Consider the following 16,104-nt stretch of genomic DNA (forward strand, 5'->3'; position numbering starts at 1 on the left):
GACGGCGTGGACGGCGTGCGGGGTGCTGTGTGCGGCCGGGCAGCTGACTCCGAAGTGCCCTGGCGGGCCGGTGACCGGCCGGCCGTTGTTCCGTTGCGAGGCGTGCCGGGGAACCGCAAATCCGGAACTCAAGCTTCCGTCATCCGAATCCGGACATGGAAACGCCCGGTCGCTGGCGACGGGGGATGCACCAGCGACCGGGCTTCTAGAACCGTAACAAGAGATTGGCTGTTCGCAAATTCGATCGCGGATATCCGTGAAGGAATTTACTGGTCGGTAGAGCCGGTGTGACGGGAGTCACGCGCGACACCTCACCGTCCGTCACTTTCAGCTCAGCGTCACCTGACGGTTCGTGAGGCCGCCGCGCGCCCGGCGCTCCTCGGCCGTCAGCGGCGCGTCCGACGCCAGGGCGTCGCCGAGCCGCTCGGCGAAGGCCGCGGCCGGCTTCTCCGTCTGCTCCGCGCTCATGCCGGTCGGGAGGTCCCACACGGGGACGAGCAGCCCGTGCGCCCGGAAGGAGCCGACGAGCCGGGTGTTGTCGCCGAGCGAGGAGGCGCCCGCGGCGTGCAGCCGGGACAGCGCGTCGAGCAGTTTCTCCTCCGGGTGCGGCATCACCCAGCGCAGGTGGTTCTTCTCCGGCGTCTCGCACCAGTAGGCGGCCTCCACGCCGGACAGCCGGACGGTGGGGATCGCGGCCTCGTTCGCCCGCTCCAGCGAGGCGGCCACCTCGGTGCTGGTGTTCGAGGCGTCCTCCAGCCAGAACTCGAACCCGTCGTGCACGACCGGGGTGAAGGCGGCGTCCGGGTCGAGCAGGTCCTGGAGCCGCGGGCCGTCGGCCGGGACCCGCTCGGCGGCGACCGGATTGCCGGGCTCCGTCTCGAGGGCACGCGCCAGCACGTCGGCCAGGTCCCGGCTGATGTCACCGGAGGCGGTGTCGTTCTGGAGCCCGAGGAGCACCGCGCCGTTGTCGCGGTGCAGCGCGGGCCAGGCCATCGGCAGCACGGTCGCGAGGGTCACGGAGGACACCCCGGACGGCAGCCCGCCCTTGAGGCTCAGCTCGGCGGTCGCGGCGGGGACCAGTTCCCGCAGGGCGACCCAGTCGCACTCGCCGGGCAGCCCCTCGAAGGGACGCTGCACCAGCTCGGTCACGGCCTGGGCGGCGGCCCGGCCGTGACACGCCTTGTAGCGGCGGCCCGAGCCGCACGGGCAGGGCTCGCGCGCACCGACGACGGGGATGTCGGCATCCGCGACGGCGGACGCCCGCGTGCCGGCCTTTTTCTGGGGTCGCTTCTTGGCCATGGCGTGTGCTTCTCCCGGTTGCGGCGGTAGGTCTTGGCCGCTGAGCCTAGCCGCTCGGGGGCGGTGCGCCGGGTGATGACGGACGGCAGCGGGACCGGGCCCTGCCGCCGGGCGGCGGCGGCAGCGCGTCAGGCGTGGTCGTCCAGGAGGTCGGCGACGTCCAGTCCGGAGAACCCCGGCAGGTCGACGCGCTTGGCGAAGTCGTCGGCACGGGGGCCGCTCGCCAGCCGGGCCCAGACGGTGACCGCGCCCGCGCTCTCGTCGCGTACGCCCCAGTCCTGGGCGAGGGACGTGATGATGTTGAGCCCGCGGCCGCCGCGGGCCGTCACGGAGGGAGTGGCCGGAAGTGGTCTGGTCGGACCGCCCCCGTCCGTCACCTCGACGGTCAGCCGCCCGATGTCGTCCACCCGCCAGGCGGCGCGGACCGCGTCGTCCTCGACGGGCTCGGGAAGCCCGGTGTGCAGAGGGCGGCCGTGCCGGCAGGCGTTGCTGAGCAGTTCCGAGAGGACAAGGACGGCGTCGTCCACCACCGCGTCCGGAACGCCGCTCATGCGCAGTCCCTCGCGCATGCGACGCCGCGCCATGCCGACCCCCGACGGGCCATGAGGCACGGCCATGATCGATGAAGTCGGCACCTCTTGTGCCACCACCAACGCCACCCCCGAGACCTCCTTTGCCCCACGCCAGGGGATGGATGCCCGATAGCGGTGGGCCGGAAACCGGCCATCCGCGATCAGGTGGCGCACTTCACCTGATCGAATACGTATCGAACGCGCCGGTGCACTCCCTGCCGGTGAGTGCCGAGACGGTCGGAAACGGTCGGATCAGCTCCCCGACCGGCGCCCCGACCGGTGTCTCGGCCAGTGCCCCGACCGTTGTCTCGACCGGCGCCCCGGCCGACGACCCGGCCGAGGGCCGGGCCGGCCGCCGGACCGGGGCCCGCCCCGTCGGCTCGGCGATCGGCCCGGTGATCGGCTCGCTGATCGACCCGGCGAAAGCGAACCCGGAATCTCGACCGGCGACGACGCGGGCTCGGGATCCGGTATCCGGTATCCGGGATCCGACCGGCGGTACGGGCCCGGCGGCCGGTCCGTCAGCGGCGCCCCAGCTGGGAGAGCACCTGCCGGGGCCGGTTGGTGATGATGGCGTCCACGCCCAGCGCGGCACAGCGCTCCACGTCACCGGGCGCGTCGACGGTCCACACGTGCACCTGGTTGCCGGCGCGGTGGGCCCGGGCCACGTACTCCGGGTGGTTCCGCACTATCCGCATGCTCGGCCCGGCGATGCCGGCGCCGCCGGGGAGGCGGCCGTCGCGCAGCCGCGGGGACACGAACTGCATCAGGTAGACGGTGGGGACGCGTGGCGCCGCTTCCCGTACCCGCTGCAGCGACCGGGCGGAGAAGCTCATCACCCGGACGGCCGAGGGATCCCCGGCGGGCGGTTCGGTGAGTCCGAAACGGCCCAGCAGGGCCAGCAGCCGCTCCTCGACCCGGCCCGCCCAGCGGGTCGGGTGCTTGGTCTCCACGGCCAGCTCGACGCGGCGGCCGGAGTCGGCGATCAGTTCGAGCAGTCGTTCGAGTGTGAGTACGGAGGTCCGTTCGTGCCGCGGGGAGTCGTCGCGGTCCGGGGACTCGCCGAGGCCGCGCCAGGAGCCGAAGTCGAGCGCCGCGAGATCCTGCAGCTCCAGGGCGGACACCGCGCCGCGGCCGTTCGAGGTGCGGTCGACCCTGCGGTCGTGGACGCAGACCAGATGCCCGTCGGCCGTGAGCCGGACGTCGCACTCGAGGGCGTCGGCGCCGTCCTCGATCGCTTTCCGGTACGCGGCCAGCGTGTGCTCCGGGACGTCCTCCGAGGAGCCTCGGTGGGCGACCACGGCGATACGGTTCGGCCCGGGCGTGGCGCCGGGGGAGGCTCCGGGGGCCGGAAGTGCGGGAGTCACCGACATATCGTGCCATCGCCCGGTGCACGGCCGGGCGGCAAGGGGCCCGGACGCGTGGCTTCCGTATGCTCGCGGGCAGAGTGGGCAGGCGCTCCGGGATGCGACCGTTTCGTCCGGCATAAAGGATGGCGGTCCAGGAGGGCGACCCGCTTTACGGTGCTCTGACGCGCCGTGGGAAAAGCTGGTGGCAGACAGAAATTCGATGTGGCCGTGGATCGAGAACCTTCGTGCACCTGAGGAGAGAGCCGTGAGCACCGACAACGAGGGCTCCGCCGTTCCGTCGGGGCCGGACCGGCCGACGGCGCCCGAAGCGCCGGCCCATCCGCCCGCGCCCGGCGCCGGAACGCCCGGCGCCGGAAACCCCGGGGCGGGGGCGCCCGGGACCGGTGGCCCCGACTACCCGCTGCACGCGCCCGGTGCGGGTGACCCGGGCCGTACGGCGGAGCAGCCGACCGTGGCGGGCCGGCCCGGCGACGTACCGCCGCCCCCCGGAGCCCCGCCCGCACCCGGCACGGCGCCCATGGGGGGCCCGCCCGCCGGAAGCGAGGCCTGGCCGCCTCCGCCGCCTCCGGCCGGCTGGGGCACGCACATGCCGCCGCCCGGCGGCCCCGGCAAGAAGAAGCGCTCGGGCCTGGTCGCGGCCGTGCTCGTCGCCGCGCTGGTCGCGGGTGGCGTGGGCGGCGGCGTCGGCTTCTGGGCCGCGGACAACGAGTCCGGCGGCTCGACGACGCTGTCGGCCCCGGGCGAGTCCGAGCAGGTCAACCGCTCGCCGAAGTCCGTCGCCGGGATAGCCCAGAAGGCTCTCCCCAGCGTCGTCACCCTGGAGGCCCGGGGCAGCAGCGGCGAGGAGGGCGGTACGGGCACCGGCTTCGTGTACGACAAGGAAGGCCACATCCTCACGAACAACCACGTGGTGGCCTCCGCGGCGAACGGCGGCGAGCTGACCGCGACGTTCTCCAACGGCAAGGAGTACGGCGCCGAGGTCGTCGGCCGCGCCGAGGGCTACGACGTGGCCGTGATCAAGCTGAAGAACGCGGACGACGCCAAGCTGGAACCGCTGCCGCTCGGCGACTCCGAGAAGAACGTCGCGGTCGGTGACGCGACGATCGCCATCGGCGCCCCGTTCGGCCTCGCCGGCACCGTCACCACGGGCATCATCAGCGCCAAGAACCGCCCGGTGGCCTCCGGCGACGGCAGCAGCAGCAACGCCTCGTACATGAGTGCGCTGCAGACCGACGCCTCGATCAACCCGGGCAACTCCGGCGGCCCGCTGCTGAACGCCGACGGTGCCGTGATCGGCATCAACTCCGCGATCCAGCCCGCGGGCGGGGGCGGCGGCCTCGGCGGCGAACAGGCGGGCAGCATCGGTCTCGGCTTCGCCATCCCGATCAACCAGGCCAAGCGGGTCGCCGAGAACCTGATCGAGACCGGGCAGCCGGTCTACGCGGTCATCGGCGTCCAGGTCGAGATGGGCCAGCAGCAGGACGGCGGCGCCCGGATCTCCGAGAACGGCCAGGGCGGCAGCGCCGCGGTGACCGAGGGCGGCCCCGCGGACAAGGCGGGCCTCCAGCCGGGTGACGTCATCACCAAACTGGACGACACGCTGATCGACAGCGGTCCGACCCTGATCAGCGAGATCTGGACGCACGAGCCGGGCGAGAAGGTGAAGATCACCTACGAGCGCAACGGCAAGGAGTCGACGGTGGACCTCACCCTCGGCGAACGCAAGGGTGACGAGAGCTGACGGCTCGCAGGCGCGCCGGCAGCACGTGACGGCCCCGGACCGCGGATGCGCGACGCCGTCCGACGGAACGGGGTCGCGGGTCGGCACCGCCTGACGGACAGCGACCGCCTGGCGGACCGCGACCGCCTGGCGGACCGCGGGTGCGGACTGTCATCCGGCGGACCGCGGTACGCCGGACCGCAAACCGTGGTCCTCGGGACCGGCATCCGGCGGACCGCAAACCGCGGTCCTCGGGACCGGCATCCGGCGGACCGTGAGTGCGCGGGACCGGCGTCCGGCGGACCGCGGTCGGGAGCGACGGCGGTCCGCCGGACCCGGACCGGCGCACGCGACGGCGTACAACGGCACCGGCCACGGCGCCGGCACCGGCGTGCGCCGCGGGCCTCCCCGCCCATGGGCCCTCCCCGCACTGCCCGCGGGGAGGGCCCGAGCGTTTCCGCCGCCGAACCGGTTAGGCTGACCCCGCGCCACCGGCGAAGCCGGGTGGACGCGGGGAGGGTTGCCCGAGCGGCCTAAGGGAACGGTCTTGAAAACCGTCGTGGCAGCGATGTCACCGTGGGTTCAAATCCCACACCCTCCGCCACGGATCAGCGGACGTGCTGGTCGGAGGGCGCGAACCCGGTCAGGGGGCGCGCCCTTTCCCCTTTCTGCCGTTCGCCCCCTCCGGGCGGGCGTTCCCCGGCCGGCGTCGGCCGGGGAACGGGGACTGTCGGGCCCCGCGCATACCGTGGCCGGGGGACGGGGGCTGTCGGACCTCGCGCGTACCGTGGCCGGGTCGGGTGCCGGTCGGCGCGGAGGCCGGGGTGAGGAGAGTCGTGGGCGCCAGGGAGATGGACGAGCTTCCGTACGCGGAGCACCTCCGGCCGTTCGACGGTGAGCTGCGGCGGGAGGGGGACTACGACTGCTCGCTGTTCGAGGACCGGGAGTTCGAGGAGGCCGAGGGCGGTGGCGCCCGGTTCCTGGAGACGGCCTTCGCCCGGGTCTCGTTCACCGGCGGCAGTTATCGGCGTGCCCGCTTCAACGACACCTGGTTCCACGGGGTCCGCTGGCTCGGCACCGATCTCGCGGAGAGCGACTGGCTGGATTCCGAGGTGGTGGAGAGCGCGCTGGCGGGGCTGGAGGCGTTCAGCGCCGGGCTGAGCCGGGTCGCCTTCCACCACTGCAAGTTCGAGTCCGTCAATTTCCGGGCGGCGACGCTGCGCGATGTGTCGTTCGTGGACTGCACGCTGCGGGACGTCGACTTCGGGGGCGCCACCCTGACGAAGGTCGGCTTCCCCGGGAGCGGGCTGCGCTCGGTGCGTCTCCAGCGGGCACAGCTGCGCGACGTGGACTTCCGGGGAGCCGTCGAGCTGGGGATCGAGGACGGTTTCGACGCGTTGCGGGGGGCGACCATCAGCCACGGCCAACTGCTCGACCTGGCGCCCCTCTTCGCGCAGGCGCTGGGCGTCACGGTCGCGGAGGGCTGACCGGGCCGGCCTGCCGGTGGGCGGCCGAGAGCACGGCGGCACGGGCCTCGCGGGCGGTCAGCCCCGTCGTCACGGCCGCGGTGATCAGCGCATCGGCGAGGGCCGGACCCCGGCCGGTTTCGTACGCCCGGCAGGCCGCCCAGAACAGCCGGGCGTTGCGTTCGCCCGGGCGGGAGGCGCGGACGAAGGCGAGGAGTGCGGAGTCCGGGCCGGCTGACGGCGGCAGGCCGGACCCCCGTCCGCCTGCGGTGCGCTCGCCCGCGGTGCGCGCGGGTGCCGTGAGCAGGCGCACGAGTGCCCGTGGCGCCGGTGACGGGTGCGCCGGTCCCGGGGCCAGGCGGTAGACGCCGCGGGTCGTGTACGAGCCCGGGCCGACGAGATAGCCGCCGGTGCCGCGGATGTCGAGGCCGCGGGCGAGGCGGCCGGCCGAGTTGGGTACGGGCACGTCCGGCGGGCCGGTGTACCAGAGGTGGCGGCCGCCGCTCGGGGTGCGCACGGTGACCGTCGGCGGCAGGGCGAACCCGTGCTCCCCGCACAGCCGGGCCAGGGCGGCCCCGCTGTCCTCGCCGTGCTTGACGTCGAGGTCGAGCCCGATGAGGTGGTGCGGGGACCGGCCGCAGGCGATGCCGTAACCGGTGGCCCACGGGGCCGCCGCGAACAGCCGCCGTACGGCAGCGGGATCGGTCGTCGCGTCGTGGATGCCGTGCCCGGCCCGGCCGCACTCCCCGCGGCAGGGTGGCTGCGGCCCGGATGCGCGTCCGGACGGAGGCTGCGGCTCCGCGGTGGTCCCCCGGGGCTCCGCCGGGATCCCCTGCCGCCCCGCTGGCTCCGGGCACGCCTCCACGGACGGCTGCCCCGGCTCCGCGGACGGGTGCCCCGGCTCCGCGGTGCGGTGGCCCGGATGTGGCGGGCGGTGCGGGGAGCGTACGGCCGGGAGTTTGGCGGAGGTCAGCGGAATCACCGGCAGCCCGCGCGCCGCCGCGGCCAGAGCGTGGCGCAGCGCGGCGGCGTGACGTCCGGATCCGCGCGAACCGGACGGCGGGTCCGGAGACGGGTCCAGTGGTGGGCCGGAAAGCGGGGCGGACTGTGAACCGGACTGTGCACCGGGCTGCGGGGCGGACTGTGAACCGCGCAGCGGGTCGGACTGTGGAACGGGCGGCGAACCGGGCTGCGAAGCGGGCAGTGGGCCGGGCTGCGAAGCGGGCAGTGGGTCGGAGGGGTGCGGGCCGGACGTGGGAAAAGCTGGCACCATGGCCCCTATTTTCGTATGAAGGTTCGATTTGCGAAAGAGGGCGTCCGCGCGCTGGGGCTCAACGGGCGTTGTTGCCGCAAGGGTTGACGCTGAAAAACGGCTGCCCTACGTTCCGTTCAGCATTACGAATGGCATTCGTAATATCGAACATCCTGGACTCCCTGACTTCGAAGGGAAGGGTCAACGTGGATCCCAACACGGCAGCAGAAAGGGCGGGCACGCCGCTGCTCCGGCGCCACCGGCGCACCGGCCTGCTCTTAGCGGCGGCCGCTCTCCTGATCGGGGCCGGCACCGTCGTCCCGCCGGCGGCCGCGACAACGGCCGGCCAGGACCGGCAGCAGGCCGCGGAGGCGGCCGACGGCTCGGCGGCGGGCACGTACGCCAACCCGGTCAAGCGCAACGGCCCCGACCCGTGGCTCCAGTACCACGACGGGTACTACTACCTGGCGACGACGACCTGGAACTCCACCGTCACCATGCGCCGTTCACCGACGCTCGGCGGTCTGTCGTCCGCGCCCGACACCACCGTCTTCGACCTCTCCGGCATGCCGAACGGCTGCTGCAACATGTGGGCCCCGGAGTTCCATCTCGTCGACGGCCCCAACGGCCCGCGCTGGTACCTGTACTACGTGGCCGGGCAGGACGTCCCCGACTTCAACCCCACCCAGCGGCTGCACGTGCTGGAGAGCGAGGGCACGGACCCGATGGGCCCGTACCACTTCAAGGCCGACCTGGGGAACACCTGGGAACTCGACCCCAGCATCCTGCGCGTCGGCGGCAATCTGTACCTGATGGGCAGCATCATGGACGGCACCCAGAGCCTGTCCATCACCCCGCTCAGCAACCCCTGGACCCTCGGCGGCGCCCGGCGGACGATCAGTTCCCCGACGTACGACTGGGAGCGGCAGACCCACCCCGTGAACGAGGGCGCGGAGGCGCTCTACCACGACGGCAGGACGATGATCGTGTACTCGGCCAGCGCCTGCTGGGGGCCGGACTACAAGCTCGGCCTGCTCACCCTCACCGGCAGCGACCCGCTCAACCGGGACCACTGGACGAAGTCCCCGCAGCCGGTGTTCCAGCGCGACGACGCCGCCGGTGTCTTCGCGCCCGGCCACAACGGGTTCTTCAAGTCCCCGGACGGCACCGAGGACTGGATCGTCTACCACGCCAACGACTCGGCGAGCGGCGGCTGCGACATGAACCGCTCCACCCGTGCCCAGAAGTTCAGCTGGAACGCCGACGGCACCCCGGACTTCGGCACCCCGGTCCGGAACGGCGTCCAGCTGCCCGCCCCGTCCGGCGAATGACCGGGCCGGTGTCGGCGGTTCCCGGCCCGCCGGCGTTCCTTACGGCGTCCGGGGCCCAGCGGTCCCGCTGGCGGCAGTCCGGGCGTCGGCAGTCCCGGTCCGGGCCGTGCCGTTGGCAGCAGTTCCGGTCCGGGGCGTGCCGTTGGGAGCAGTTCCGGCCCGGGCCGCCCGGTTGCCGGCCGGCCGGAGTCCGGTCCGGGAACGAACCGCTCCGGATGACCCCGCGGCTCCTGCGTCCGCCCCTGTCTCCGCTCCACGGAGCACGGGCCCGTTCCACTGTCTCGTCCCAGCGAGCGACCATCCCCCTTCGTCAGCGCAGCAAGGAGAGATCACCGTGACGCACACCCCCCACACCCCCCACAGCTCTCACACCCCCCACACCGGCCACGATCCCCTCACCGCGGGCCCGGCCGGCTCCGAGTCCGGGGCCGCTCCCGGCTCCCGTTCCCCGTTCCTGTCCCGGCGCCGGCTCCTCGGCGGCGCGCTGGCGGCTGGCGCGGTGGCCACGACGTCCGCCGCCGGGGTGCTCTGGCGGCCGGAGTCCGCATCCGCCCAGGCCGCCGAGTATCCCTATCCGGGCGCGGTCACCGGGGACACCGCCGTGCACGACCCGTCCTTCGTCAAGCGTCCCGGCGGCGGCTATCTGGTCGCGCACACCGGTGACAACGTTGCCCTGAAGACGTCGACCGACCGCACCGCCTTCCGCAACGCCGGATCGGTCTTCCCCGGCGGAGCACCGTGGACTACCGAGTACACCGGCGGCAGCCGCAACCTCTGGGCGCCGCACCTCTCGTACCACAACGGCCGGTACTACCTGTACTACTCGGCCTCCAGCTTCGGCTCCAACCGCTCGGCGATCTTCCTGGCGACCAGCTCCAGCGGCGACTCGGGCAGCTGGACCGACCAGGGCCTGGTCATCGAGTCCCAGTCGTCGAGCGACTTCAACGCCATCGACCCCCACATGGTGGTGGACGAACAGGGCCGCTGGTGGCTGGCGTTCGGTTCGTTCTGGTCGGGCATCAAGATGATCGCGCTCGACCCGGCCACCGGCAAGCGGACGGGCAACCAGTTCCTGTCCGTCGCCGGGCGCGGCGGCGGCGCCATCGAGGCCCCGACCGTGTTCCGGCACGGCGGCCACTACTACCTCTTCGTCTCGTTCGACCTGTGCTGCCGGGGCGCGGAGAGCACCTACCGGGTCATGGTCGGCCGCTCCACCGACGTCACCGGCCCGTACACCGACCGCAACGGCACCCCGATGACCTCCGGCGGCGGCACCGAGGTGCTGGCCGGGCACGGCAGCATCCACGGGCCCGGTCACCAGGACGTCTTCGCCGACGACGACAACGACATCCTGGCCTACCACTACTACGCGGACGACGGCACGGCGCTGCTCGGCATCAACTGGCTGCTCTGGGACTCGGACGGCTGGCCCTACGTCGGCTGATCCCGGCGGAGAACCGCTGCGGGGCCGGTGCGGCAAGCCGCCGTGACCACCGCTGTACCGCGGCTGTACAGCAGCTGTGACAACCCGCTGTGACCACTGGCGTACAACGGCTGTGACCACTGCCGTACGACGGCTGTGACCACTGGCGTACAACGGCTGTGACCACCGCCGTACGACGGCTGTCACCACCCGCTGCGATCACCCGCTGCGACCAGCCAGACCACCCGCTGCGGCGAGCCGGCTCGCCGCAGCGGCTCCGCTTGCCCGGCAGGCCGAGCCGCTGCGGCAGGCCGGCAAGCGGAGCCGGTGTGACAAGTGGTGCGGACGGATGACCTCACCGGCCCCCGGCGCGTGTCTGCCCGTCGTTCCGTGCCCGGGACCTTTTCACTTCCCCGTATGGAACGACGAAAGAAGATCATTCAATACCTCGTGGCCATGCTGACCGCGCTGGCCTCCTTCGTCGGCGGGCTGCTGTCCGCTCCCGCCACCGCCGTCGGCGGCACGTCCGGCGCCTCCGCCTCCGGAACCGGTCCGGGCGGCGCGGCGGGCGACCCGCTCGACGAGGGGACGGAGGTGTTCCAGGGACAGGCGTTCGACACCTGCCGCACCCCCTCGCTCGGAGCGATGAGCGCCTGGCGCAAATCCCACTACCGGGCCGTCGGCGTCTACTTCGGCGGCCGCGGCCGGGCCTGCAAGCGGCAGCCGAACCTCAACCGCTCCTGGATGGTCTCCGTCCACCGCGACGGCTGGAACGTCCTCCCGCTCTACGTCGGATCCCAGTCCCCCTGCGTCATCAGCGACAACAAGAAGCACGTCCCGATCGGCGACCGCCCCTGGGAACAGGGCACGGCCGAGGGACGCGACGCCGTCGAGGCCGCGGCCGCGCTCGGCATGGCCCGGCACAGCGCGCTCTACCTCGACATGGAGGCGTACGACCAGGGGCAGCGGGCCTGCGCAGAGACCACGTTGGAGTTCGTCCGGGCCTGGAGCCGCGAGGTCCGGCGCCAGGGGTACGTGCCGGGCTTCTACAGCAGCGCGGGATCGGGCGTCGCCCACATGGAGAGCGCGCGCCGGGACGGCGTACGGGACCTGCCGGAGGTCATGTGGTTCGCCCGCTGGCGCAGCGAGCCGAACACCGACGGCGAGCCCGTGCTGGCGCCGGACGCCTGGCAGCCGAACCGCAGGATCCACCAGTACGAGGGCGACGTCACCGAGGAGCACGGCGGGGTGCCGATGCAGATCGACCGGAACCTGGTCGACGCACCGGTCGCGGTCATGGCCTGAGCCACCCGCCCCGGCCCGCGCCCCGCGACACGGACCCGCCCGCCCCCGCGCTCAACGGAAAATCCCCGTCCCCAACGGACAACCCAAGTCCCCAACGGACAACCCAAGTCCCCAACGGACAACCCTCGTCCCCAACGGACGCCCCCGCGCCCACCGGATCAACCCCACCCCCACCCCCAACGGACCGGCGCGCCGCGCCCCACGGATCCGCGCCCCACGGATCCGCGTGACATGCGAACCCCCGCCCCAGCCGTACACCGCGCCGCCCCTCGTCCGGTACTCCTTGCCCCGTACGCCGCGCCGATCCTCGCCCGGTACGCCTCACGCCGTACGCCGCGCCGCCCCTCACCCCGTACGACGGCCGGCCCCGGTCCGCGTCCCGGGCGGCGACCCTGATCCGGGGATGACGTCCGTCCACCCGTAGGAGGTGCGGCCCGCGCGAGCCGTACAACCTGAGGCGGACGAGGCTTCGGCACCTTCGGCCGATCCCCCGGGGCCCCCGCGAACCTAGCGTTGAGGCATGACCACGCCAGTCTGCACGAGCGCGACCGCGGCTCAGTTCACGTCCTACGTACGGGCCCGCGGCCCGGTGCTGCTGCGCACCGCCCGCTCCCTGACCGCGGACCCCTGCGACGCCGAGGACCTGCTGCAGACGGCGCTGACCAAGACGTATCTGGCCTGGGAGCGGATAGAGGACCACCGGGCGCTGGACGGTTATGTGCGCCGGGCGCTGGTCAACACCCGCACGTCGCAGTGGCGCAAGCGCAAGGTCGACGAGTTCGCCTGCGACGAGCTTCCCGAGAAGGACGCGGTGCCGGCCCCCGACCCGGCCGAACAGCAGGTGCTGCGCGACGCGATGTGGCGTGCGGTCACCCGGCTCCCGGACCGCCAGCGGGCCATGGTCGTTCTCAGGTATTACGAGGATCTGAGCGAGGCGCAGACCGCCGAGGTGCTGGGGGTGTCGGTCGGCACGGTGAAGAGCGCGGTCTCCCGGGCGCTGGCCAAGCTGCGCGAGGACCCCGGGCTGGTGCCGGTCCGCGACTGACGCGGCGGGTCGGGGCGCACGGCCCGCCCCGACCCGCGGGCTGAGCCCGGGCCCCGGGCGGCGGACCGACGTACCGGCGGACCGACGTGTCGGCGTACCGGTGCCCGGCCGCGGGCAGACGGCGCCCGGGGCCGGGACCGAGCGCGGGGACCGGGGCCGGGACCGAGTGCGGGGACCGGGGCCGGGACCGAGTGCGGGGACCGGGGCCGTGATCAGGGGCGGCGGGACCGGGGCCGTGATCAGGGGCGGCGGGACCGGCCGCGAGCTGAAGAGTTATCTCCGCGGGTAGTGACATACCGGCTGGTATGGCCGCAGAATCAGCGGCACATTACCGCTGCGTAACGCTGCCCTCGGGAGGCCAACGGTGCTGAGCACTATGCAGGACGTCCCCTTGACCGTCAGCCGCATCCTGCGGCACGGCTCGACCATTCACGGCGCCTCGCACATCACGACCTGGACCGGGGACGGCGCCCCGCAGCGCCGTACGTTCGCGGAGACCGGCGCCCGGGCCGGACAGCTGGCGCACGCCCTCCGCGACGAACTCGGGGTGTCCGGTGACGACCGGGTGGCGACGCTCATGTGGAACAACGCGGAACACGTGGAGGCGTATCTCGCCGTCCCCTCCATGGGCGCGGTCCTGCACACGCTCAATCTGCGCCTGCCCGTCGAGCAGCTCGTCTGGATCGTGAACCACGCGGCCGACCGGGTCGTCGTCGTCAACGGTTCGCTGCTGCCGCTGCTCGCCCCGCTGCTGCCCTCCCTCACCACGGTCGAGCACGTGATCGTCTCCGGTCCGGGCGACCGCTCCCTGCTGGACGGCTGCCGGGCCCGCGTCCACGACTACGAGGAACTGATTGCGGACCGTCCCGCCGACTACGACTGGCCGGACATCGACGAGCGTGCGGCCGCCGCGCTCTGCTACACCTCCGGCACCACCGGCGAGCCCAAGGGCGTCGCCTACAGCCACCGTTCGGTCTTCCTGCACTCGATGCACGTCAACAGCGCCGAGGCCTTCGCCCAGACGCCCGGTGACCTGGCGCTGCCGGTGGTTCCGATGTTCCACGTCAACGCCTGGGGCCTGCCGCACGCCGCCTTCATGTCGGGCACCTCGATGCTGATGCCCGACCGTTTCCTGCAGCCCGCGCCGCTCGCCGAGATGATCGCGTCGGAGCGGCCCACGCTCGCCGGCGCCGTCCCGACGATCTGGCAGGGCCTGCTGGCCGAACTCGAGGCCAACCCCCGCGACATCTCCTCGCTCCGCACGGTCGTCGTCGGCGGCTCCGCCTGCCCGCCGTCGCTGATGCACACCTTCGAGGACCGCCACGGCGTACGGGTCGTGCACGCCTGGGGCATGACGGAGACCTCCCCGCTCGGCAGCATCGCCCATCCGCCCGCCGGGGTGACCGGTGAGGAGGAGTGGGCGTACCGCGCGACCCAGGGCCGCTTCCCCGCCTCCGTCGAGGCCCGGCTGGCCGGTCCCGGGGGCGGCTTCCTGCCGTGGGACGGGCGGAGCGCGGGCGAGCTGGAGGTGCGCGGGCCGTGGATCGCGGGCGCCTACTACGGGGGCGCGTCGGGTGAGCCGTTCCGCCCGGAGGACAAGTTCAGCCCGGACGGCTGGCTGCGGACCGGGGACGTCGGCACCATCAGCCCGGACGGCTATCTGACCCTCACCGACCGGGCCAAGGACGTCATCAAGTCCGGCGGCGAGTGGATTTCCAGTGTCGAGCTGGAGAACGTCCTGATGGGGCACCCGGAGGTGGCCGAGGCCGCGGTCGTCGCGGTGCCCGACGAGAAGTGGGGCGAGCGCCCGCTCGCCACCGTCGTGCTCACCGAGGGCGCGACTGCCGACTACGAGACGCTGCGGTCGTATCTCGGCGAGCACGTCGCGCACTGGCAGCTGCCGGAGCGGTGGGCGGTGATCGAGGCGGTGCCGAAGACGAGCGTCGGCAAGTTCGACAAGAAGGTGCTGCGCAAGCAGTACGCGGACGGGCAGCTGGACGTCACCCGGCTGTAGCCGCGGGGGCGGGGCGAGCGGGGAGCCGGCGGAGCCGCCGGCCCGGCTGGGCCCACTCGCGCTTGCCCCGCCTGCGTGCCCTCCGCCTGCGTGCCCTCCGCCCGCGTTCGCCCGGCTTGCGTTCGCCCGGCCTGCGCTCGGCCGGCCCGTGCTCACCGCGGCGCGGGCCGCCCGCACCGCTCGTACGGAGACGTCAACGGGACCACGGGCACGTCAGCGGAACAACGGTAACGTCAACGGCAGCGGGCACGTCAACGGCAGCGGGCACGTCAGCGGGAACGTCGACGGCGGCCGTGGCGACGGGGAAACGTGGCGGCGGGGAAACGGGGCAACGGGGAAACGGGGAAGGTGACAGCACCCGACCGGGAAGGCGGACAGCGCCGCCCCGGCGGCCCCGGGTTCAGTTCGTGCCGACCTTGGCCAGCAGGTCGACGATGCGCTCCTGCACCTCGGCGCTCGTCGACCGTTCGGCGAGGAACAGCACCGTCTCGCCCGACGCGAGCCGCGGCAGCTCCGCCCGGTTGATGTCGGCAGCGGTGTAGACGACCAACGGGGTGCGGTTCAGCAGGCCGTTCGCGCGCAGCCAGTCGACGATCCCGGCCCGGCGGCGTCGTACCTGCATCAGGTCCATCACCACCAGGTTCGGCCGCATCTGCGCCGCGGGCGTCACCGCGTCCGCGTCGGAGGAGGCCCGCGCGACCTGGAGCCCGCGCCGCTCCATCGTCGCGGTCAGCGCGCCCGCGATCGCGTCGTTCTCCTCGATCAGCAGCACGCGCGGCGGATGCTGCTCGCTGTCGCGCGGAGCGAGCGCCTTGAGCAGCACGGCCGGGTCCGCGCCGTACGCGGCCTCCCGCGTCGCCTGGCCGAGACCCGCCGTCACCAGGACCGGTACCTCGGCGGCCACCGCGGCGGTGCGCAGCGACTGCAACGCGGTACGGGTGATCGGGCCGGTCAGCGGGTCCACGAACAGCGCCGCGGGATACGCCGCGATCTGCGCGTCGACCTCCTCCCGAGAGTGCACGATCACCGGGCGGTAGCCGCGGTCGCTCAGCGCCTGCTGGGTGGATACGTCCGGGGCGGGCCAGACGAGCAGCCGGCGCGGGTTGTCCAGCGGCTCCGGCGGCAGTTCGTCGTCGAGCGGCGGCACGGCCTGGGAATCGGTCACGTCGACGGCGCCGTTGGGGCCGTCCAGCGGTTCCGGTCCCTCGGCGCCCTCGTCGGGGGCGCCTATCGCGTACGCCCGGCCGTCGCCGTGCGAGTCCAGCAGCCGCGGCTGCGGGGCCCCGGGCGGCTGGCCGGTGGCCGCC

At 73.3% G+C, this 16,104-nt stretch carries 11 protein-coding genes, 1 tRNA gene and 1 pseudogene; 8 read left to right on the forward strand and 5 right to left on the reverse strand.

The window, feature by feature from the left end; translation table 11 throughout:
- Positions 1–327: 327 nt before the first annotated feature.
- The 3 genes from GCU69_RS26860 to GCU69_RS26870 all read right to left on the reverse strand — a co-directional run bounded on the left by GCU69_RS26860 (position 328) and on the right by GCU69_RS26870 (position 3,244).
- Complete coding sequence (locus GCU69_RS26860) at positions 328–1,299, reverse strand: DUF5926 family protein (RefSeq protein ID WP_098752941.1); 972 nt, start codon at positions 1,297–1,299, stop codon at positions 328–330.
- A 128-nt stretch (positions 1,300–1,427) separates the two neighbouring features.
- Positions 1,428–2,045, reverse strand: coding sequence for an ATP-binding protein (locus tag GCU69_RS26865; protein ID WP_098752942.1), 618 nt, complete (start codon positions 2,043–2,045; stop codon positions 1,428–1,430).
- A gap of 347 nt (positions 2,046–2,392) precedes the next feature.
- Positions 2,393–3,244: a glycerophosphodiester phosphodiesterase gene (locus GCU69_RS26870; RefSeq protein ID WP_156207409.1), complete on the reverse strand. Its 852-nt coding sequence runs from the start codon at positions 3,242–3,244 to the stop codon at positions 2,393–2,395.
- Positions 3,245–3,485: 241 nt separating this feature from the next.
- On the opposite strand from GCU69_RS26870, the gene GCU69_RS26875 reads away from it, so the two are divergent.
- The 3 genes from GCU69_RS26875 (at position 3,486) to GCU69_RS26885 (ending at position 6,448) form a co-directional block, all read left to right on the forward strand.
- On the forward strand, positions 3,486–4,982 hold the full coding sequence (locus GCU69_RS26875) for a S1C family serine protease (protein ID WP_235978714.1): 1,497 nt from the start codon (positions 3,486–3,488) through the stop codon (positions 4,980–4,982).
- Between the two features lie 493 nt (positions 4,983–5,475).
- Positions 5,476–5,565 (forward strand) — tRNA-Ser (locus tag GCU69_RS26880).
- Positions 5,566–5,797: 232 nt separating this feature from the next.
- Positions 5,798–6,448: a pentapeptide repeat-containing protein gene (locus GCU69_RS26885; RefSeq protein ID WP_306474058.1), complete on the forward strand. Its 651-nt coding sequence runs from the start codon at positions 5,798–5,800 to the stop codon at positions 6,446–6,448.
- On the opposite strand, the gene GCU69_RS26890 is transcribed toward GCU69_RS26885, so the two are convergent.
- Complete coding sequence (locus GCU69_RS26890; RefSeq protein ID WP_218037983.1) at positions 6,429–7,508, reverse strand: bifunctional DNA primase/polymerase; 1,080 nt, start codon at positions 7,506–7,508, stop codon at positions 6,429–6,431. The genes GCU69_RS26885 and GCU69_RS26890 overlap by 20 nt on opposite strands.
- Before the next feature lie 320 nt (positions 7,509–7,828).
- Between GCU69_RS26890 and GCU69_RS26895 the strand changes: the two genes are divergently transcribed.
- The 5 genes from GCU69_RS26895 (at position 7,829) to GCU69_RS26915 (ending at position 14,797) form a co-directional block, all read left to right on the forward strand.
- Positions 7,829–9,010: a glycoside hydrolase family 43 protein gene (locus GCU69_RS26895; protein WP_235978715.1), complete on the forward strand. Its 1,182-nt coding sequence runs from the start codon at positions 7,829–7,831 to the stop codon at positions 9,008–9,010.
- Positions 9,011–9,344: 334 nt separating this feature from the next.
- Positions 9,345–10,454 carry an arabinan endo-1,5-alpha-L-arabinosidase gene (locus tag GCU69_RS26900; RefSeq protein ID WP_176604662.1) on the forward strand — a complete coding sequence of 370 codons (1,110 nt, stop codon included), beginning with the start codon at positions 9,345–9,347 and terminating at the stop codon, positions 10,452–10,454.
- A gap of 396 nt (positions 10,455–10,850) precedes the next feature.
- Positions 10,851–11,738 carry a DUF1906 domain-containing protein gene (locus GCU69_RS26905; RefSeq protein ID WP_235978716.1) on the forward strand — a complete coding sequence of 296 codons (888 nt, stop codon included), beginning with the start codon at positions 10,851–10,853 and terminating at the stop codon, positions 11,736–11,738.
- A 520-nt stretch (positions 11,739–12,258) separates the two neighbouring features.
- Entirely contained in the window at positions 12,259–12,783 is a 525-nt protein-coding gene (locus GCU69_RS26910) for a SigE family RNA polymerase sigma factor (RefSeq protein ID WP_098752970.1), read from the forward strand.
- 364 nt (positions 12,784–13,147) lie between these two features.
- Positions 13,148–14,797, forward strand: a complete 1,650-nt coding sequence (locus GCU69_RS26915; RefSeq protein ID WP_098752971.1) for a long-chain fatty acid--CoA ligase — start codon at positions 13,148–13,150, stop codon at positions 14,795–14,797.
- Between the two features lie 400 nt (positions 14,798–15,197).
- Here GCU69_RS26915 and GCU69_RS32840 read toward each other — a convergent pair.
- A pseudogene (locus GCU69_RS32840) lies at positions 15,198–16,104 on the reverse strand (response regulator); the annotation flags it as partial.

The organism is Streptomyces lycii, assembly GCF_009735685.1.
Taxonomy (GTDB): Bacteria; Actinomycetota; Actinomycetes; order Streptomycetales; family Streptomycetaceae; genus Streptomyces; species Streptomyces lycii.